Source organism: Paenibacillus sp. FSL H8-0282, assembly GCF_037963825.1.
GTDB classification, from domain to species: Bacteria; Bacillota; Bacilli; order Paenibacillales; family Paenibacillaceae; genus Paenibacillus_AQ; species Paenibacillus_AQ odorifer.
In genome coordinates, this window is sequence record NZ_CP150146.1 from 1,624,684 (window position 1) to 1,643,683 (window position 19,000).

Below are 19,000 nucleotides of genomic sequence, written 5' to 3' on the forward strand. Positions count from 1 at the left end.
AGGAGTGAAATCATCCGTGAAGTATTTTTTGGGAGTTGATGCAGGAGGCAGTAAAACCCACGCAATGATTGCAGATGAACAAGGGAAGGTCATCGGAGTTGGCAAGGGTGGGATCGGAAATCATCAAATAAACCGTGAGCAGGCGGTGAACAGTTTGCAGCAGGCCATATCGGAAGCAATTATGGCGTCAGGGCTGACCAAGGATCAGCTGGATTACTCCTGGTTCGGCTTAGCGGGAGCGGACAGAGAGGCTGATTTCCGGATTTTGCGACCGATCATCAGCAGCTTTGATCTTCCCCAAACTGAGATTTCCTGCGACACCTGGATTGCCTTGCGGTCAGGTACAGAGAAGAACTATGGGATCGTGCTGATTTGCGGATCAGGCGTGAACTGTAGTGGTAAAAATCCGTTGGGTGCTACATACCAATGTGGTGGATTCGGCTACCGGTTCGGGGATTATGGCGGTGGCTATGATTTAAGTATTGAGGTATTCCGTAGCGTCCTTCGGGCGGATGAGGGAAGAGAGAAGGAGACGGTCCTAACCGAACGCTTAACGGAATTGTTGGGCTATTCCAATGTTTCGGAGCTAAGAGAGGATTACCTGGATCATTTCAGAGACCTGCCTCCCCATATTGCTGAACTATTGTTTCAAGCGGCAGAGGAAGGGGACCAGGTTGCCACCGAGCTGCTGGTCAAGCAAGGGGATGAGCTGGGTTTGGCCGCGGCATCGGCCATCCAGCGCTTGGGCATGGAGGAGGACTTCTTCGACATCGTACTTGCAGGCAGCCTGCTGACAAAGGGAGACCGCTCAGGCATCATCCGGCGGGCCATTGAGAGAAGAGTGAAGTTGTCGGCTCCGAATGGCACTTTAAGGATTTTGACCCGGGAGCCGGTTGTAGGATCGGTCGTTCTGGCTATGGAAAGCAGCGGTATGCGTGTAGATCAGAAGGTTCTAGATAATCTATCACAGGGGAAAGTACTGAACACAATAGGCTAGTTTTTATAAGACCAAAATGAAAAAGATGAAGGAAGGGTCTATCATGGAGGAAACATTGAAGCTGGTTGTCATCGGAGCGGGATCATCGTATACGCCTGAGCTTATTGAAGGCATCATCCTGCATCACCAAGAGCTTCCCATTCGCGAAGTATGGCTGGTGGATATTGAGGAGGGAAGGGAGAAGCTGCATACGATTGCAGAACTGAGCAAACGCATGATTGCTGAGTCCGGACTGCCGATTACCGTGGTCCAGACGCTTGAGCGCAGGGAAGCCATTGCCGGAGCGGACTTTGTATGTACGCAAATCCGGGTAGGCATGCTGGAAGCGCGCAAATGGGATGAATTAATTCCGCTTCAATACAATGTCATCGGCCAGGAGACGACAGGTCCCGGAGGGATGATGAAAGGTCTACGGACCATCCCGGTCATTCTGGATATTTGCAAAGACATTGAGGAGCTGGCTCCGGTTGCCTGGTTGCTGAATTTTACGAATCCGGCCGGTATGGTGACTGAAGCTGTTCACAAATACTCATCGGTAAAAAGCGTAGGCCTGTGCAACTCGCCGATCGGTTTTCAAAAGTGGCTCTCCGAGTTCTTCGGACTTCCTATGGAGAAAATCTACGCGGAGTTTGTCGGCATCAACCATCTGCACTGGGTATCCGATATCGTGATTGACGGTAAAAGCAAGCTGCAGGAGCTCATTGATTACCCGCAGAGCTACAAGGCGAGCAATGTGCCGTTTGATTCCTGGGACTACCGGTTTCTGAATGCTTTGAAAGCGATTCCCTCTTATTACCTGAGCTATTACTATATGACGGACGCGATGCTTGCGGAACAGAAGGAAGCAGCAGCAACGACTGGATCGCGCGCTGAGGTAGTGAAGAAGGTGGAGGAAGAGCTGTTTGAACTGTACCGGAACGTAGAGCTGAAGGAAAAGCCCAAGCAGTTGGAACAGCGCGGCGGAGCCTACTACTCGGAGGCGGCAGTGCTGCTGATGCGCTCCATTTATAATGATTCCCGCGATATCCAGACGTTGAATGTAAGGAATAACGGAATGATTGACTTCTTGCCGGACGATGCCTCTATTGAGGTGAACTGTATGGTAACCAAGCAAGGCCCGCTGCCGATTCCGCTGCGTATAATTCCTCAGCCCATCAAAGGCTTGCTGGCCGCGGTCAAGCAATACGAGTGCCTAACCATCGAGGCGGCTGTGCACGGAGACCGGGATATAGCCCTACAGGCTATGGTTCATCATCCGCTCGTGCCTTCGGTCACCGTAGCTGAACAACTGCTGGATGAAATGCTGGAGAAGAACAAATCGTTGTTGCCGTTGTTTCACTAGAATCGTCCAGAGGAGGAAAAGCGGATGAACACGGCCGAGAAACCGCGTAGATGGAAGAAATTTATCAGTCAATTGGATTTGCAGTCCATGGTTTGGCCGGGAATTATCTTTGTATTCATTTTTAGCTACATTCCGATGTATGGCGTGGTTATGGCATTCCAGCAATACGATATTTTTGGCGGCATTATGAAGAGCCCCTGGGTTGGATTTATGCATTTCAGAATGTTCTTCGAGGCGCCGGAGTTCTGGAATGTGATGCGAAATACCCTTGTGATTAGCTTGCTTAAATTGATTATCTCTTTTCCTGCCCCGATTCTTCTTGCACTGATGCTGAATGAAATCGGGAATATGGGCTTTAAACGGATTATCCAGACCGTCAGCTATTTACCTTATTTCCTGTCCTGGGTTATTGTATCCGGTTTTGTATTTTCGCTGTTATCCGTTGATAACGGAACGGTGAACTATTTGCTGGAGCGATTCAATTTGGTAGGGGAGCCAGTTAACTTCCTGGCGTTACCCAAATACTTTTGGTCGATTCTAGTAAGCGTAAATGTATGGAAAGAGGTCGGATTCGGGAGCATTGTCTACCTGGCCGCGATTGCAGGTATTGATCCAACCCTATATGAGGCCGCTTCTATAGATGGAGCAAGCCGGTTTAAGCAAATTCACTTGATTACACTCCCCAGCATTACCCCCATTATCATTATCTTTATGATTCTTGCCATCGGCAGTCTGCTCAGTGCGGGCTTCGAGGACATTTTGCTGCTGGCAACCAATCCAATTCTGCGACCCTACTCCGATGTTATCGACACCTATGTGTACCGTGTTGGGATTTTAAATGCCAGATTCTCTTATGCGACAGCTGTAGGGCTATTCAAGGCGGTGATCAGTGTCATTCTGCTAGTGACGGCCAACAAAATCGCTCGCCGGGCAGATGTTAGTCTCTGGTAGTACTACTACTCATAGCGAATGCTTCCGATGCTCCATAAACCTTTTAGGAGGAGTGAACAATGAGACTAAGCCTTGGCGACAAAATCATGCAGCGGAGTATTTATACCCTTTTGACGCTGCTGGCGTTACTCATGCTATACCCGTTTTGGAATGCGTTGGTTATTTCCTTTAATCTAGGGAGCGATACGGCGCTCGGCGGTGTAACCTTGTTACCGAGAGCTTTTACCCTGGAAAATTATTATATTGTGTTTCAGGATCAACGCCTGCTGAATTCTTTTCTGATCACCATTCTTAGAACGTTAAGCGGCACGGCATTGTCTGTCTTTTTCACGGCACTGTTAGCCTACGGAATGTCCAAGAAGACATTGCTTTTTCGAAAACAATATATGGTGTTCTTCATGATTACGATGTTCTTCAGTGGGGGGCTCATCCCTAGTTATTTACTAGTTCGCTCTTTGGGTATGCTGGACACCTTTTGGGTGCTGATTATCCCCGGCATCATCAGTGTCTGGAACATGATTGTCATCCGCACCTTCTTCCATGCTCTGCCGGAGGGGTTGGAGGAATCTGCCAAAATCGACGGCAGCAGCAACTACGGCATTTTTTTCCGAATCGTCATTCCGGTCTCCGGCCCGGTGCTGGCCACGATTGCCTTATTCACCGCAGTAGGTTATTGGAATGACTGGTTTACGGGAGCGATCTATATTACAAAGGATCACTTGCTCCCTATACAGACCCTGCTGCGCCAGATTATGAACTCCAACATCATGACCCAAATTGGCTCATCGAATGCTATCGCGCTGGATCATATGAACCGGAATCGGACGATTACCACGAAGTCACTGACTATGGCTACGATGATGATCGCTACCATTCCAATTATCCTGACGTATCCTTTTCTCCAAAAGTACTTTGTTAAGGGCGTAATGATTGGTTCGATGAAAGAATAGCAGTCTCCATATTATGTAGAAAGAAGGGAAAAGATGCGCAATCGTATGAAATGGGTATCTCTTTTGCTGACTTCACTGGTGCTTCTTCTCGCTGCCTGTAGCGGAGGAGGAAATTCTAACACTTCACCAAACACAAGCGAGAAAAATCTGAATACTGAGGCCGCCACAGATGACGGCAGCGGGATCAAGCCCGTCACCTTCAGCTTCTATGGAAACTATGACTGGCTTACGACATCACCCTGGGGGGATAATGAGGCGACAAAATGGATTCAGGAGAACCGTAAGGTTACTGTTGAACCCATACAATCCGGAGGAGCGGCCGGAGAAAAGCTCAACACGATGATCGTCGGCGGTGATTTACCGGATGTCATTTTTACTGACCGGGGATCCTCAGTGGAGCGGCTGGTGCAGGCAGGACAACTCGTTGCGCTGGATGATTACTATGAGAAGTATCCGAACTTCAAGAAATATGTGAAGGAATCCACCCTGAATTTGCTCCGTTCAGAAGACGGGAAAATCTATCAAATCCCGAACTGGTATACATCCGGGCAATTCGGCAACGGCGGATGGATGGTGAATAAAGATATTTATAACGAACTCGGCAGACCGGCGCTGGAGACCTTTGATGATTTGTATCAATATTTGCTTAAGGTGCAAGAAAAGTATCCGGATGTAGTACCTCTGGAGGTTGGGGAGAAGGGGGCAGGTCTGGAAATTATGTATGGTGGTTTTAAGGAGAACTCCACCAGTAAGTTTATTTCACTCATGGGATATCCGGATGGCGACAAGCTGTCATCTATCTTGGACGATCCCGCTTACGAGGAGATGGTGCTTTATATTAATAAGCTGTATCGTGAACGGCTGATTACGCAGGATGCACTGCAGCAAACCCAGGATGCGGTCAAAGAAAAGGTCAATACCAACCGGGTAGCAGTCATGGTCGAATCCAATATCACTACGTATGGAGCCGAGGGACACCGGGCACTGACAGCGAACAATCCGGACAGCGGTTATGAGATTATATGGCCGATTCATAAATCCGGACTAGACAAAACACGAGTGTTTGTAAGCGGCTTTGAGACGCTGGGTTGGAACGTTAATGTCATTACGAAAAAGGCCAAGGATCCGGAGGCCATCTTCGCTTATTTTGACTGGATTACGGGCCCGGAGGGGCAGAAGGTGCTTTTCTTCGGTCCTAAAGGCTTGTACTGGGATGAAGAGGATGCGGACGGAGCTCCAATCCCGAACGAGAAATACAAGACGACTCCTGCTAACGAGCGTACGGAAACGATGCGGAAATTCGAGGACTTTAACTGGGCGGGAAATACGACCTTTATTGATACGGCGAAAATGAGCCTCGAGGCGCTGCTTTCCGCGAACCAGAAATCCTGGGAGACCGTGGCGCAGTCCACGGTGACCTGGAAAACCGCGTTGGATATCACGGAGTTTGTAAATACCGATCCGATTCCGGATACAGAGATCGGCATCATCGCACAGAATATCGGGGATATTTATACCCTTGCTTACGCCCAGATGGTTCAGGCGAAGTCGGATGAAGCGGTGCTGTCGGCGCTAAAGACAGCTAAAAAGAACACCGAAAAAGCGGGGCTTGCTAAGCTGCTTGAATTCAGAACCGAAAAATGGCAGGAAAATGTTAAGAAAATCAACGCGACGAAATAAGACTATTTATAAAATCTTATAATTGTGGAGGCGAGATTATGGCATTTGCGTTGAGATCGAGGTTCATAGCACTATTAAGCATCGTGTTGGTTTCTTCGATAGCCGGTGGTTCCGTTCCTGTTATGGCCGAAGAGGAGAGTAACCCCCCTTTCGAAACGGAAGTTATTGTACGGACCGTAAACCAGTTTAAGAACATGGCGGATGTCCAGAATTTCATCGCGCTGTCTACAAGCTATGGCGTCGATGTTATTAGCATGAACGTGAAGCAGGATGAAGATGATGAGGTTCCGTCTGGAAGTGTATTTTATCAGAGTGATATCGCACCAATTGCCCAAGGCTACCAGAATTTCGATGCCCTGCAGGCTGTCATTACGGCAGCCCATGCTGTAGGAATCAAGGTTCATGCCTGGATTCCGCAGTTCCATGATCAGCAGGCTTTCCTGGAGCACGATGAATGGCAGATGCAGGCGCTGGTTGACGGGGTTCAGACACCGTTTACAGGTTCTAACGGCAACGAATACTTCGTCAATCCGATTCACCATGAAGTGCAGGAGTATGAGCGTTCCATTATTCAGGAAGTAATCGAGAATTATGATGTGGATGGCGTTGTGCTGGATTGGATCCGCTTCGACAATTACAACATGGACGTCAGTGATTACACGGCCCTGAAGTATCAGGCGCAGTTCGGGTATTCACCGCTCAGCATTGACTTCGAGACAGATTCGCCTCAGCGTGAGCAGTGGAATGAATGGAGAACCGAACAAATCGGACAGTATGTGGGCGATATCCGTCAGGATATCACCCAGTCCTCGAAGCCGGATGTGCAGCTCGGCGTGTATATTTTGCCGCCAGAATTCATTGAAGTTGGGCAGAATGTAGCCAAATTCAAGGATGATATCGACTTTGTTGCACCAATGGCGTACTTTGATGACTGGGAGTTCAACAGTGATTGGGTATACAGCACTTCCTACGGAATCCTGAAGGATACGAGCGACCGGATTAGCGGCAGTGACGTGGAAATTGTTGCGACGCTGGATAATGATTGGACAGATGATCAATATCAGGAGATTTACAAGGGAATCCGCGAGAATTATCCAGGTGTGAAGCGTCTGTCGTTCTTTGCTTACGGGGCCTGGCCAGAAGATGATCTAGCCAATATCAAAGAACGTGAAACCTGGCCTACGCCAGGCTGGACGCCTCCGGTAGAACAAGACTATCCGGCTCAATTACCAGCAGGGTGGAAGGCGCGAAATATTGGTTCCATGCCGGGAAACGTTACCTACAATTCTTCCAATAAGCAATTTACACTCAGCAGCAGCTCTACGGATATCTGGGGAAATGGAGATCAACTGAATTATATATACCAATCCGTGCGGGGCGATGCGGAGCTTATTGTTAAAGTGCAGTCCACTAGCCGATTGGACGGCTGGGCCAAGGCCGGCATTATGATTCGGGAGTCGCTGGGTCATAATTCGAAGCACGCAGATATGATGCTTACCCCCGAAAATGGGGCCACCTTCCAGTATCGTGCAGAGACTGCGGGCAATATGGTTGATCAGACTGCGGCTGCCTCGGCTCCAAGATGGCTAAAGCTGACCCGAAGTGGAAATACCTTCAAAGGGGCTATTTCGACGAACGGGAATAACTGGCAAACGGTCGGAACTGTTCAGATTCCGATGAACCGCAAGGTGTATATTGGCATAGCACTTAGCAATCCCGGGGATGACTCGAGGAATAAGGCTGTGTTTGGAAATGTGAAGATTACGGATTAAGCCTAATACAAGGGCACCGGTTCTTATTTATCCGGGGAGTTTTCGTTTATCAGGTTAACCAGAAATATTTGGTTGACCTTTTTTTGTTTCCGTTTAAGGTGATGGTGGGGGATATATCCAATTGAAATCTGAAATGAATTTAAAGCTGCTAAATCCGGTGGTATATTTAATGCAGCTAATTCTATAATATAGCTAATTCTATAATGCAGTTTAGCTTATTAATAATAGTCTTTGAGAATAACTTATACAGAATAGGAGAGATACGATGAGCGAGCGTATACCCTGCCAAACCTCAGGCTGCAAGGGAAGCATACTTCCTGCAACTGCTTTAAAGACGGGGGGAATCTGCATGCCCTGTCATCAAAGGAAGCTTGCGCTGGAGCAAAAGGCTTATATTGAACAAAATCGAAAAGACATTGATTTGTACGCAGGTGTGAATGATCCGGTTGAAATTCTTAAAATCATGCACAAACCGCGGAGATGGAGCCCGCTTGAACACGAAATCTCCTATCACAAAACCGCGCAAGAGTTGTATCGTCAACTGACTGAAAGCGAAAGGGAGCGATTGGAATCCTACGCCATTGAATTGATGGAAGAAGATGATTTTGACCAGGCTGAGGCTATTTTACTGTCGCTTATATGTTTTTCAAGTGCGTTCATTGAACGGGGGCTGGAGGTTTTTTTTCACAAAGGGAAGTATTATCCCGGTATTCTCTATAAAGAAGCTGGTCAGGAGATCCGCGATATGATCATTCATCAGTTAGAGCATGACTCGGAAAACCGTAATCATTTGCTGCTTGCATTGGCCTGGATTGGCGATAAAGAGGTTGTACGGCAGTTCGAGACATGGCGGCAGCATCCGCCTCGATGGACATCGGAGTTAAATGTGGCTCCGGAAACCTATGCTCACGAAGCAGGATGGGAATTAGATCCCGACGGTGGGAAAAGGCTGCTCTTTTACCCCGAGAGTTATCATTTTGAAGTAAACAGGGACGGAAAAAATGGGCTGGATCGGGATCATACGGCGGTAGTGGCGCTGCAGGAGGGTGAGCATTCCTGCCCTTGGTGTGGCGGTAAATTGACAGTGCTGTTTGATTACGATTTGCAGAATCCACTGGTTCAATTTATGAAGCTTTCCGGCCAGCGGTTAAGGGTTGCAGCTTGCATGCATTGTAATTGTTATGGCACCGTGTTTATGAAAGCGGAGCTGGATGGCCAATATTCGTGGAGTGAATATAATACCGTTCCTGATTTTTTGCCTGCAAATGAAGACAGGGAAGAAATAGCATGGCATGCCATGCAGCTATCGGAACGGCAGATGGGAACCTATGAAAATTCGTATTGGATGCTTGAGGCGCCTGCGTCGCAGATTGGAGGACATCCGGCTTGGATTCAGGATGCGGAATATCCTGTGTGCCCTTGCTGTTCGACGACGATGAAGTTTATTGCCCAAATGGACATGGAACAGGCCGAGGACAGCGAGGGGATTTATTATGCATTTTTGTGTGAGGGTTGCCGGCAGGTAGCTGTGAATTACCAGCAGACTTAAAAGAGAAAAATGCTGCCTTAGACAACTAAGGACGGCATTTTTTTATTTTGTATAAACATGATGATCAAAGTACCTTGACTGTCACAGTAGTATGATATACAATGCGATTATGAGGTGATGAAATGAGTGAGAACAAAATCACATCCGATCTGCTGCGAGGGCATACCGATACGATGGTATTACGGCTCTTGTCCGAAGCCGATCGTTATGGATATGAAATCGTCAAATTGATTGCTGAGCGTTCCGGAGGCGAGTATGAATTAAAAGAAGCTACGATGTACTCCAGCGTCCGGCGGCTTGAGGCAGACGGTGACATTGAATGGTATTGGGGGGATGAGTCTCAGGGGGGACGACGGAAGTATTTTCGGATTACCGAGAAGGGGAAAGCTGTTTACGCCAATAACAAGACTAATTGGGAGTACGCAAAGCGTGTGCTTGAAAACTTATTATAAGGAGACTTGATAATATGAATGAGAAATTAAACATGTATTTAAATGGCGTATTCGCACCCTATGACGGGATAAAAAGCGTTGCTGAATTAAAGAGTGACCTCCTTTCCGATTTGCAGGAGCGGTTCAGTGAACTCAAGGCTGAAGGCAAGGATGATGAAACGGCGTTTAAGATGACGATAGACAGCATCGGCGACATTGAACAGACGGTGCAGGAGGTTGCCAATCTCTCCCGTTCACTTGAGCGGCAGGTGGTGACGAGCTTTAGGGCGAGCAACTTATCGAAGAGTGATTTTGCAGGCGTTACCGCCCATAAAGGGGATTTTAAAGTGAGCGCGTTGCGGGGTTCCGATTTTACAGGCGCAGACTTGACCGGCAGTTCTTTCGCGGGCAGTGACGTTGGCGAGGCCAAGTTCGACAGCGCTAATCTGACCGACTGCAATCTGTCCGGCATTGAACTGGCAAATGCGAGCTTTCACAAATCTATTCTTGTTCGCACCAACTTTAGCTCATCAGGACTTACAGGGGCGAAATTTATCAGTGCAAGACTGACCGACGTCAAGCTGTGTACGACTGATCTCACGAAAACAATCTTTGAGAACTGTATCTTTGACGGTGTGGAATTTAAAACCTCTGATCTGCGGGGATTATGTTTTGACGGCCAGACCTTTATCGGGGTCAAGTTTGAAAAGTCGGCGCTGAACGATATTTCGTTTAGAGGTGCGACGTTAAAAAATGTGTCATTCCTCTCCGGGTTTTCGTTATCCAAGAAGTTTTATCGTGCAATCAAAACGATCAACTTTGACGGTGCAATGATGGATAAGTTGACCTTCGCTGCGCTCAAAGGCATGGAAGCTGATTTGACAAAGGTTACAGTCCTATAAGCCTGAGCTTCCGAAGTGAGTTTTGCGGGGAGAATTCCATGAAGATATGCTAACAAAACCTTGAGGAGGGAATGCAATGAACAAGTCCATTAAAGTGGTTGGGTTGGAAAAGTCCTACAGACAGCTTCAAGTTTTAAAGGGGGTGGATTTTGAAGTGGAGCAGGGCAGCGTTTTTGCTCTGCTGGGCTCCAATGGTGCAGGCAAGACCACCATTGTCAAAATCCTCACCACTTTGCTGAATCAAGATGGCGGGACTGCTGCAGTGAACGGATTTGATGTCGCCACAAAGCCTGATTATGTACGCCAGTCCATCAGCCTGACGGGTCAATTTGCTGCCGTGGATGAGATTCTGAGCGGCCGGGAAAATCTGATCATGATTGCGAGGCTCCGCCATGAGAAGCGTCCGCGTCAAGTTGCGGACGATCTGCTGGAACGCTTCACTTTGACCGCTGCCGCGGATCGCAAGGTATCCACTTATTCAGGCGGGATGCGCCGGAGATTAGATCTCGCGATGAGTCTTGTTGGAAAACCGCAGATTATTTTCCTCGACGAACCAACCACTGGACTTGATCCTGAGGCAAGGATTGATGTATGGAAGATGGTTAAGGAGCTTGCCGACGGCGGTACGACTGTCTTTTTGACGACGCAGTATTTGGAAGAGGCAGAGCAGCTTGCTGATCAAATTGCCATTCTGCATGAAGGTAAAATTATTGCGAGCGGTACACTCGAAGAACTAAAAAAGCGTTTTCCGCCCGCAAAAGTTGAGTACATTGAAAAGCAGCCGACGCTGGAGGAAATATTCCTCGCAATCATCGGCAAAAAGGAGGGAAAGTAAATGGAAATGATTAAGAAGCACTTTTTCAGTGACATGAGTGTAATGCTCGGACGCTCTATGCGCCATATTCTCCGCAGTATGGATACCATCATCACGGTAACTATCATGCCAATTGCATTTATGCTGTTGTTTGTTTACGTGTTCGGTGGGGCCATCCAGGCGGGTACGGATAACTATGTGAATTATTTATTGCCCGGGATCATACTGATCGCTATTGCAAGTGGTGTAACTTATACGGCTTACCGCCTGTTTAATGATGTGCAAAAAGGGATTTTTCAGAGATTCCATTCTATGCCGATTGCACGTTCTACCATGCTGTGGGGACATGTGCTGACCTCCCTGATTTCCAATGCGATTTCAGTTAGCGTCATCATTCTTGTTGCATTGATTATGGGGTTTCGTTCATCGGCAGGAGTGCTCTCATGCCTGGCGGTTGCCGGCATCCTGATATTGTTTACGCTGGCTCTAACTTGGGTCGCAGCAATTGCTGGACTATCCGCAAAATCGGTGGACGGCGCGACTGCTTTTTCCTACCCGATTATTTTCCTTCCTTTCATCAGCTCGGCCTTTGTGCCTACCGAATCGATGCCGCCAGTCGTTCGCGCCTTTGCTGAAAACCAACCCGTTACATCTATAGTAGAGGCGGTTCGCTCCCTCCTGATGGGGCAGCCTGTTGGCAATGATATTTGGGGAGCCATCATATGGTGCATAGCCATTCTAGTAGTTGCTTATTTAATAGCGATGCGGGTATACAAACATAAAGTAGTTTAATTGCAGATAACGTTATAGGGTTTAGAAGCGACTTGTCTGCGGATGGGTTGCTTTTTTTCATCTCTCTACGTATCGCTAAGCTGTATCCCTTTTTCTTTCACAAACTTCTCCAGAACCTTGAAATCCTCAGTAACCTTTTTAAAAGGTAAGGCTTCCAGTACCTGATCCCGGTAATCCTTTTTGGCGGCAATGGACAGGCGGGAATCGAGTATGCTGAGTACACCCAGATCAGTTTCACTGCGGATCAGGCGCCCGGTTCCTTGTCTTAACCGAAGCAGCATGTCCGGTACAAAAACCTCTTTCAAGGGATTCTTTGCCATCGAAGTCTTATATTCATAGACAGGATCGGCAGGAACAGGGAAAGGCAGACGGAAAATGATTAACTGCGACAAATCGGAACCTTCGATATTCACACCTTCCCAGAATACACCGGTACTAAGTAGAACGCCTTTACTGCCCCGAAAGTCAGCGATCACCCCGTCCTGGGACGAACCTTCCCTTTGAACATGCAATGCCCATGCCAGCTTCTCAGAGTTTAATTTCTTATGAATATACTTCATATCCTCTTTAGCTGAAAAAAGAACCAATGTCCGCCCGTCTGTTAAATTACAGAGCCTCATCATTTCCTTGTATGCCGCTTCAAGATAATCTTCCCGCCGCTGATGGTTATAGTAGGGGATGTCCTTGGCAATATACAGCATGGTGTGGTTGTCATAATCAAACGGTGAAGCTTGGCGCTCCATATAATCTCCCCTGTAACCGAGGGACTCAGTGAGATAAGCGTATTGTTCCTCCAGCGTTTCTCCGTTTTGACACATCGTTGCTGACGTTAAAATAACAGAGGTTTTCCCGTTAAATAAGGTATATTTCAGAAACTGGCTTATCCCTTTAGGGCAGATACTAAGGGTACTCTCCCGCTGGGTATTGCTTGCCCAGATCAGATAGTTATCCTCTACTCCGGCGAGTACATCAAAGAGGTCGATAAGTCCGTTCATGGCTTCGAAAATATTGTCAATCTCCCGCTCATGCCGTGAAGTTAAGACGGAAAGGCTGAGATTAAAATCTTTTAAAACCTGAGCTGCTCGTCTTAAGGGGATTCCTGTGATCTGCGATATTTTTATACGGTCATTGTCCTGCTTGGCTGTTTGCAGTAAGTCTGCCTCTACTTGTTTAAAAATATGGCCAACGCATCTTTTTATAAATTTAAATTGCGGCATAAGCTCCGTATCGGCAGATTGTTTGAAGAGAATCTGTAAGGCGTCATCCAGAATATGGCAGGTTCCCCGGTTTGTAAATTCGAGCGTTCTTGCATCTCTAACCTTCGCTTCCAGATTATGAGCTTCATCAATTACGATCAGAGCCGGCCGTTCAGTGATTAACCCCTTCGTTCCTTCCTTTTTCTTAATTAAATCACGGATGAGCAGATCCTGGTTTACGATAATAAAATCCATGTCGCTCGCGTTGGCATTAATTTTAGCTCTCATCTCATAAAACGTACATGTACTTTTATAATGGCAACGTTCAAATTTGCAATCATTCACACAAACGTTAGACCATACTGCATCACTAACCCCGCCCTTAATATCCGCCCGCTCATCAATTTCATAATTCACAATCTGTTGAGCAAGCGCAGACAGAGGGGGGTTTGAATCATCCGCTTGGAACAGATCTGCTGCCCTATACCGGCAAGCATACTGCCCCATGCCTTTTCCAACTACCGAACGTACCCTTGTAAATCCGAGCCGACTTCCGATGAATCTCAGATCTTTATGTATTTGTTCTGAAAGTTGTATGGAGGATGTCGCAATAATAACCGGTTGCCTTGAGATTTGGTTAATAAGCAGGCTGGGAATGAGGTAGGCAAAGGACTTGCCGATGCCGACTCCAGCTTCAATCATCGCGTTTCGACCATTAATATAGGCATCAGCGATATCTAGAGACATATCCTGCTGGCCGATCCGCTCTTTAAGTCCAATCCTGGGAAATTTATCATACATGCGAAAGATAGCATTGACTAAAGAGGGCTCGATGTCCTTCTTTAGCTCCTGCTTCTGTAATTTGTAGAGATCACTTAACCAGCTAATGACGACCGCCCCTTTTCAAAATCAATGATCTTCCTAATTATAGTTTTTTTGGTTTTTTGGTGAGGTTGTAATTATCTTCGATGCCACTCTAACAGTCAAGTCCAGAATATAATATGATGATTAAAACAAAGTGAATTACTGTGTTTTTGAAGCAGGAAAATATACACATATCTTGAATACAAACTACAAAGAAGGAGGATGACAATGTCATACAAAGAAAATGAATTGCGTTCGTCATTAATCTTAGCAGTTCCAATCATTTTAAACAGGCATTATCATTCCATGACTATGAAAAACATCGAATTCTCCTGGTTTGTAGAGACGCATAAGGAATTGTTAGATTCATCATTCAGTACGATATTAATGAGTATGGTAGAAGCCTTGTTTTTTGATTCTTTTGGTTACGATCAATACTTAAACCTGCTAGAAAAAGAGGGGGCTGAGCAAGGGGTTTATACTGCAGAAATATTCGGTGATCATTTTGATATTTTACTTGATATGAGCAAGGATTTAAATTTAACCGCTCAGAATATTATGTTTAAGATCATTGAAGAGTTTGTAGATGATTCCGCGATCCGATTGTTTTTTTATAATCGTTTAATGGAATGCAACTGGACCCGTTTTACTGGCTTTGCACAAGGTTATTTGTCTAATAAAAATCAACAGATTGACAATTTACATGAACAAAAAATTGCTGTTATGGGACAAATGGCAGCAGGAATGGCGCATGAAATAAGAAATCCGCTAGCTTCGATTAAAGGTTTTGCTCAGCTTGTAAATATCAGGCTAAATGAGCCGGAGATCAAAGCGGATGAATTGCGTGCATATCTGGATATCACCATCAAAGAGATTGATGCTCTGAATGGATTAGTAACGGACTTTCTAATACTGGCTCGAAAAGGTGACAGTACGAAAAATAACGGCGTAGTATTTAACGTTATGGAGGTTATACATAGAGTTAATAACATTGTGAATCAACTCATACTTAGTGATGATATTATACTTTCAGTAGAGTGCTCTTTAGAAAAAGTACTAACGTTTGGAAGCGCCTCTCAGCTAGAGCAGGTAATTCTTAATATTTTGAAAAATAGTATCGATTCCTTCACAGCTTTTAGAGGCAGAATAGATATTTCTGTTACCACAGCTGCTGAGACAAACGAAATTATTCTACTCTTTAAAGACAACGGAGAAGGAATTCCACAGGATAAATTAAAACGGATATTTGACCCTTTCTTTACTACCAAGCAAAAAGGGACAGGGATTGGATTATCGATTTGTAAACAATTAATTGAAATGTATGGGGGGCATATTAAGGTAGATTCAGAGGTTCAGGTTGGAACTAGCGTGAGGGTTATTTTGCCTTGGGTTTATGATTATCATATTTGAGATGCTGCTGCATCTAATGAATGAAGGAGCGACTTGCCAACAGGGAAGTTGCTTTTTTTGTTATGGTTCTACAAAAAATCAGGATGTGCGTAAGATCACAAAGCAATTATTGGATACGTTTATACTCAATATATCAATTAAATTTGAAATATAAATTACATAAGCAATTGGAGGCTACTGGCATGGATCAATTTACTTTTACAGATATGAAAAAAATAAAGAGAAAAAATTTAGGTAATGTCGTACCTTTGGAGCTTTTCAGAACGATTAGACTTATTGGTTTATATCAAGCGTTACCCATGAATGGTAAGGGTACAACGTTGACTATAGGAAGAAAAATTGGGGAAGAGTTTGGTGTTACCTCGGTTAATGAACTATTCGAGTTATTCGAACAATTGAAGATAGGGATTCCTATAATAACCCATGAAGATGACAAGGGGATGACGATTGCAGTACACGATTGTTTCTGCGAAGGGTTACCTATTATGGAAGGGAAAATGGTTTGTGACCTGGAGGGAGCCATTATCGAAGGAGCACTTACTAAAATTCGTGGAAAGCGGGTTTCCGTCCGGGAAATAAAATGTAATGTTAATGGGGATGAATATTGCGAATATATCGTCAAATATTAAATTAATATAAAAGCGAGTAAGCGGCCTTTCGATTTTAAAAGGTCGTTTTTTTATGAAGAAGTTGTGATGGAATTAACATTCATTTAACATGGCTCTTATGCTGAAATGATATAACAGTTACAAATAGGTGAAAAGGTGGCTGTTAGATGAAACTTAGCAAAGAGGAAAAATCATGGATTTTATATGACTGCGGGAATTCAGCCTATTCGATGGCGGTTACAACTGCATTATTGCCTATTGTATTTGGCATGTTTTCAAATGTTAACAGCAGCATGGATTTAGGGTACTTTAACTCCATTGCTAGTATTCTTGTGGCTATCCTTAGTCCGATTTTGGGCACGATCGCAGATTACAAAGATAAGAAAAAGCGCTTTTTCTTATTTTTCTCTTTGATCGGTGTGCTGGCTACGGCTTCCTTGGCATTCGTTGCACCTGCGAGCGGGCAGTGGCAGTTATTGATTGTGTTTTACATCCTATCCGTCATAGGTTTTGCCGGAGCCAATATTTTTTATGACTCTTTTCTTGTGGATATAACCACTGATGAAAGGATGGATAAGGTATCCACAAAAGGTTTTGCTTATGGATATATCGCCAGCGTCATTCCATTTGGCATCAGCCTGCTATTGATTCTGTTTATGGGGATGGATAAGTCGATCGGTTATCAGATTGGGTTTATCATTACTGCCCTTTGGTGGGGGCTGTTGACCATACCCATGATCAGAGATGTGAAGCAGAGATATTATATTGAGCCTGAACCAAGACCTGTAATCAACAGTTTTAAAAGACTGGGAGACACCTTTAGGAATGTTAGACAGCATAAAGTTGTATTTGTTTTCTTAATTGCGTACTTTCTTTATATTGATGGGGTAGATACGATTATTAAAATGGTGGTGCCCTATGCCACATCGGTTCTGGGTGCGGATGCTTTTGACACCTTTACCTTACTGGGGATATTATTAGTTATCCAGATCATCGCTTTTCCTTGTGCAATCCTGTATGGTAATCTCGCCAAAAAACACTCCGCCAGGACTTTGATCATCGTGGGGATTGTTACATATATCCTTTCCTGCATCGCGGCTTTTTTTATCACTTCAGTGTGGCATATATTTATTCTAGGTGCGCTAATTGGTTCCGCTCAGGGAGGCATTCAGGCGCTCAGCAGGTCTTATTATGCGAAGATCATTCCAAAGGAGAATTCCAATGAATTCTTTGGTTTTTACAATATTTTTGGCAAGTTCGCGGCCATTGTTGGTCCTGCTGTAATGTCTTTAACAACAACCTTAACAGGTAATGCTAAATTTAGTATTTTAGCGATTATCCCACTTTTTATTATTGGATTATTCGTATTTATAACTTTACCTAAAGAGCAGCCTGAACATGACGAATCTAAGGGGCTTATTCTATGAAGTCAATTAAAGCACAAACGGCTATGGCCAAGCATTTGATCGTCATCTCTTACGATGCCTTTTCAGAAGACCACTGGGCATTGGCCAGCCGGCTTCCAAACTTAGCGGAATTAATTAAAAACGGAGCCCATAGCCATAAATTGAAAAGTGTGTATCCCACGCTCACATATGTAGTGCACACCACCATAGCAACCGGTGTATATCCGGATAAGCATGGCATCCATCACAACAATCCGTTTCAGCCCTTTATTAAGGAAGAGGAGCAGAATTGGTTCTGGTTTAGAAATGCGATCAAGGTGCCAACGATTTACGATGTTGCGCGCGAGCATAAGATGAGCACCGCCGGAATCCTATGGCCAGTATCGGGTAAATCCTCCATCCAATACAATATACCTGAAATCAGAGCCATCAAAAACGAAAATCAGGCACTGAAGATATTAAAAAGCGGAAGCCCCTTATACTGCGTGGATATGGAGCTGAAATATGGCCGGATCCGCAAGGGGATTGAGCAGCCCTATCTGGATGACTTCACGACCAAATGTGCTATAGAAACGATTAAGCGCAAAAAACCTAATCTTCTAATGATGCATCTGATCGATCTGGATGATGCCAAACATGCTTATGGAACTGACAGTGACGAAGTGATGCAGGTAATCACACGTATGGATAAAAGGTTAGGCGATATTATGCAGGCAGTGGATGAAGCGGGGATAAAGGATGATACGATTTTTTTAATTTTGGGGGACCATGGCCAGTTTAATGTTAGGTACAAGGTGCATTTAAACAACCTTTTGCAGGAAAAGGGCCTGATCTATGAAGAGAACGGCGAAATGAAGTGGAGAGCTTACTTTCAGTGTGGGGGTGGAGCGGCTTACTTGCATATCCGGCAGGGCGATGAAGAAGCTGAGCAAATAGCATTAGCTGTTATTGGAGATAATATGAGAGATGAATCTTCAGGTATAGAGAAATTGTATGCTAGAGATGAACTGGATTATTTTCATGTGGGCCAAACCACAAAGTATATGCTTGAGGCTAAGAGAGGTTATTGTTTCGACGAAAGTATGGATGAACCAACGATTGTTGATTTGGACAAACAAGGCGTTAAATTTGCCACGCATGGCTATTCTCCTGATAAAGACGGCTATAGATGCAACTTGGTTGTCTCCGGGGAAAAGATTAGAAATGGGCATCATATAGGGGACATCGAAATGGTAGATATAGCCCCCACGATGGCAAAGATTTTAGGGATTGATTTTAATCCAGGTGACGGAAGACCTTTAGAGGAAATTTTTATGGACTAAATTAAGCAATGTGA

Annotated in this window: 16 protein-coding genes; 15 read left to right on the forward strand and 1 reads right to left on the reverse strand. The window is 45.3% G+C overall.

Annotated elements, in window-relative coordinates; genetic code table 11:
- Window positions 1–16 precede the first annotated feature (16 nt).
- The 11 genes from NST94_RS07075 to NST94_RS07125 all read left to right on the forward strand — a co-directional run bounded on the left by NST94_RS07075 (window position 17) and on the right by NST94_RS07125 (window position 12,180).
- A complete protein-coding gene (locus NST94_RS07075) occupies window positions 17–997 on the forward strand; it encodes a BadF/BadG/BcrA/BcrD ATPase family protein (RefSeq protein WP_076185345.1) in 981 nt (326 codons plus the stop codon).
- Between the two features lie 43 nt (window positions 998–1,040).
- Window positions 1,041–2,339, forward strand: a complete 1,299-nt coding sequence (locus tag NST94_RS07080; protein ID WP_339281819.1) for a 6-phospho-beta-glucosidase — start codon at window positions 1,041–1,043, stop codon at window positions 2,337–2,339.
- 24 nt (window positions 2,340–2,363) lie between these two features.
- Entirely contained in the window at window positions 2,364–3,290 is a 927-nt protein-coding gene (locus NST94_RS07085; RefSeq protein ID WP_076185343.1) for an ABC transporter permease subunit, read from the forward strand.
- Between the two features lie 59 nt (window positions 3,291–3,349).
- Complete coding sequence (locus tag NST94_RS07090; protein WP_076185342.1) at window positions 3,350–4,240, forward strand: carbohydrate ABC transporter permease; 891 nt, start codon at window positions 3,350–3,352, stop codon at window positions 4,238–4,240.
- Window positions 4,241–4,273: 33 nt separating this feature from the next.
- Window positions 4,274–5,920: an extracellular solute-binding protein gene (locus tag NST94_RS07095; RefSeq protein ID WP_076219658.1), complete on the forward strand. Its 1,647-nt coding sequence runs from the start codon at window positions 4,274–4,276 to the stop codon at window positions 5,918–5,920.
- Between the two features lie 38 nt (window positions 5,921–5,958).
- The gene (locus NST94_RS07100; RefSeq protein ID WP_339281820.1) at window positions 5,959–7,692 is read left to right on the forward strand and encodes a family 10 glycosylhydrolase; all 1,734 of its coding nucleotides are present in this window, start codon (window positions 5,959–5,961) and stop codon (window positions 7,690–7,692) included.
- 265 nt (window positions 7,693–7,957) lie between these two features.
- Window positions 7,958–9,241, forward strand: coding sequence for a DUF1963 domain-containing protein (locus NST94_RS07105; RefSeq protein WP_076305022.1), 1,284 nt, complete (start codon window positions 7,958–7,960; stop codon window positions 9,239–9,241).
- Window positions 9,242–9,363: 122 nt separating this feature from the next.
- The gene (locus NST94_RS07110; RefSeq protein WP_036675798.1) at window positions 9,364–9,693 is read left to right on the forward strand and encodes a PadR family transcriptional regulator; all 330 of its coding nucleotides are present in this window, start codon (window positions 9,364–9,366) and stop codon (window positions 9,691–9,693) included.
- A gap of 14 nt (window positions 9,694–9,707) precedes the next feature.
- The gene (locus NST94_RS07115; RefSeq protein ID WP_076125280.1) at window positions 9,708–10,574 is read left to right on the forward strand and encodes a pentapeptide repeat-containing protein; all 867 of its coding nucleotides are present in this window, start codon (window positions 9,708–9,710) and stop codon (window positions 10,572–10,574) included.
- Between the two features lie 76 nt (window positions 10,575–10,650).
- Window positions 10,651–11,409 carry an ATP-binding cassette domain-containing protein gene (locus tag NST94_RS07120; RefSeq protein WP_339281821.1) on the forward strand — a complete coding sequence of 253 codons (759 nt, stop codon included), beginning with the start codon at window positions 10,651–10,653 and terminating at the stop codon, window positions 11,407–11,409.
- On the forward strand, window positions 11,410–12,180 hold the full coding sequence (locus NST94_RS07125) for an ABC transporter permease (RefSeq protein ID WP_339281822.1): 771 nt from the start codon (window positions 11,410–11,412) through the stop codon (window positions 12,178–12,180).
- A 65-nt stretch (window positions 12,181–12,245) separates the two neighbouring features.
- Here NST94_RS07125 and NST94_RS07130 read toward each other — a convergent pair whose 3' ends face one another.
- Window positions 12,246–14,177 (reverse strand): ATP-dependent DNA helicase, encoded by a 1,932-nt coding sequence (locus NST94_RS07130; RefSeq protein ID WP_339281823.1) that lies wholly within the window; start codon window positions 14,175–14,177, stop codon window positions 12,246–12,248.
- A gap of 291 nt (window positions 14,178–14,468) precedes the next feature.
- Between NST94_RS07130 and NST94_RS07135 the strand changes: the two genes are divergently transcribed.
- The 4 genes from NST94_RS07135 to NST94_RS07150 all read left to right on the forward strand — a co-directional run bounded on the left by NST94_RS07135 (window position 14,469) and on the right by NST94_RS07150 (window position 18,986).
- A complete protein-coding gene (locus tag NST94_RS07135; protein WP_076125275.1) occupies window positions 14,469–15,650 on the forward strand; it encodes an ATP-binding protein in 1,182 nt (393 codons plus the stop codon).
- 182 nt (window positions 15,651–15,832) lie between these two features.
- Complete coding sequence (locus tag NST94_RS07140; RefSeq protein ID WP_076185335.1) at window positions 15,833–16,279, forward strand: V4R domain-containing protein; 447 nt, start codon at window positions 15,833–15,835, stop codon at window positions 16,277–16,279.
- Window positions 16,280–16,425: 146 nt separating this feature from the next.
- Window positions 16,426–17,685, forward strand: a complete 1,260-nt coding sequence (locus NST94_RS07145; RefSeq protein ID WP_339281824.1) for an MFS transporter — start codon at window positions 16,426–16,428, stop codon at window positions 17,683–17,685.
- Window positions 17,682–18,986 (forward strand): ectonucleotide pyrophosphatase/phosphodiesterase, encoded by a 1,305-nt coding sequence (locus tag NST94_RS07150; protein WP_339172281.1) that lies wholly within the window; start codon window positions 17,682–17,684, stop codon window positions 18,984–18,986. The genes NST94_RS07145 and NST94_RS07150 overlap by 4 nt, the downstream gene beginning before the upstream one ends.
- Window positions 18,987–19,000 lie beyond the last annotated feature (14 nt).

Bases quoted from the DNA above. Each gene is read 5' to 3' on its own strand.
- NST94_RS07120 (WP_339281821.1), top strand. From the start codon at position 10,651: ATGAACAAGTCCATTAAAGTGGTTGGGTTGGAAAAGTCCTACAGACAG.
- NST94_RS07125 (WP_339281822.1), top strand. From the start codon at position 11,410: ATGGAAATGATTAAGAAGCACTTTTTCAGTGACATGAGTGTAATGCTC.
- NST94_RS07100 (WP_339281820.1), top strand. From the start codon at position 5,959: ATGGCATTTGCGTTGAGATCGAGGTTCATAGCACTATTAAGCATCGTG.
- NST94_RS07110 (WP_036675798.1), top strand. From the start codon at position 9,364: ATGAGTGAGAACAAAATCACATCCGATCTGCTGCGAGGGCATACCGAT.
- NST94_RS07090 (WP_076185342.1), top strand. From the start codon at position 3,350: ATGAGACTAAGCCTTGGCGACAAAATCATGCAGCGGAGTATTTATACC.
- NST94_RS07115 (WP_076125280.1), top strand. From the start codon at position 9,708: ATGAATGAGAAATTAAACATGTATTTAAATGGCGTATTCGCACCCTAT.
- NST94_RS07095 (WP_076219658.1), top strand. From the start codon at position 4,274: ATGCGCAATCGTATGAAATGGGTATCTCTTTTGCTGACTTCACTGGTG.
- NST94_RS07105 (WP_076305022.1), top strand. From the start codon at position 7,958: ATGAGCGAGCGTATACCCTGCCAAACCTCAGGCTGCAAGGGAAGCATA.
- NST94_RS07135 (WP_076125275.1), top strand. From the start codon at position 14,469: ATGTCATACAAAGAAAATGAATTGCGTTCGTCATTAATCTTAGCAGTT.
- NST94_RS07130 (WP_339281823.1), bottom strand. From the start codon at position 14,177: ATGTATGATAAATTTCCCAGGATTGGACTTAAAGAGCGGATCGGCCAG.
- NST94_RS07150 (WP_339172281.1), top strand. From the start codon at position 17,682: ATGAAGTCAATTAAAGCACAAACGGCTATGGCCAAGCATTTGATCGTC.
- NST94_RS07145 (WP_339281824.1), top strand. From the start codon at position 16,426: ATGAAACTTAGCAAAGAGGAAAAATCATGGATTTTATATGACTGCGGG.
- NST94_RS07085 (WP_076185343.1), top strand. From the start codon at position 2,364: ATGAACACGGCCGAGAAACCGCGTAGATGGAAGAAATTTATCAGTCAA.
- NST94_RS07080 (WP_339281819.1), top strand. From the start codon at position 1,041: ATGGAGGAAACATTGAAGCTGGTTGTCATCGGAGCGGGATCATCGTAT.
- NST94_RS07140 (WP_076185335.1), top strand. From the start codon at position 15,833: ATGGATCAATTTACTTTTACAGATATGAAAAAAATAAAGAGAAAAAAT.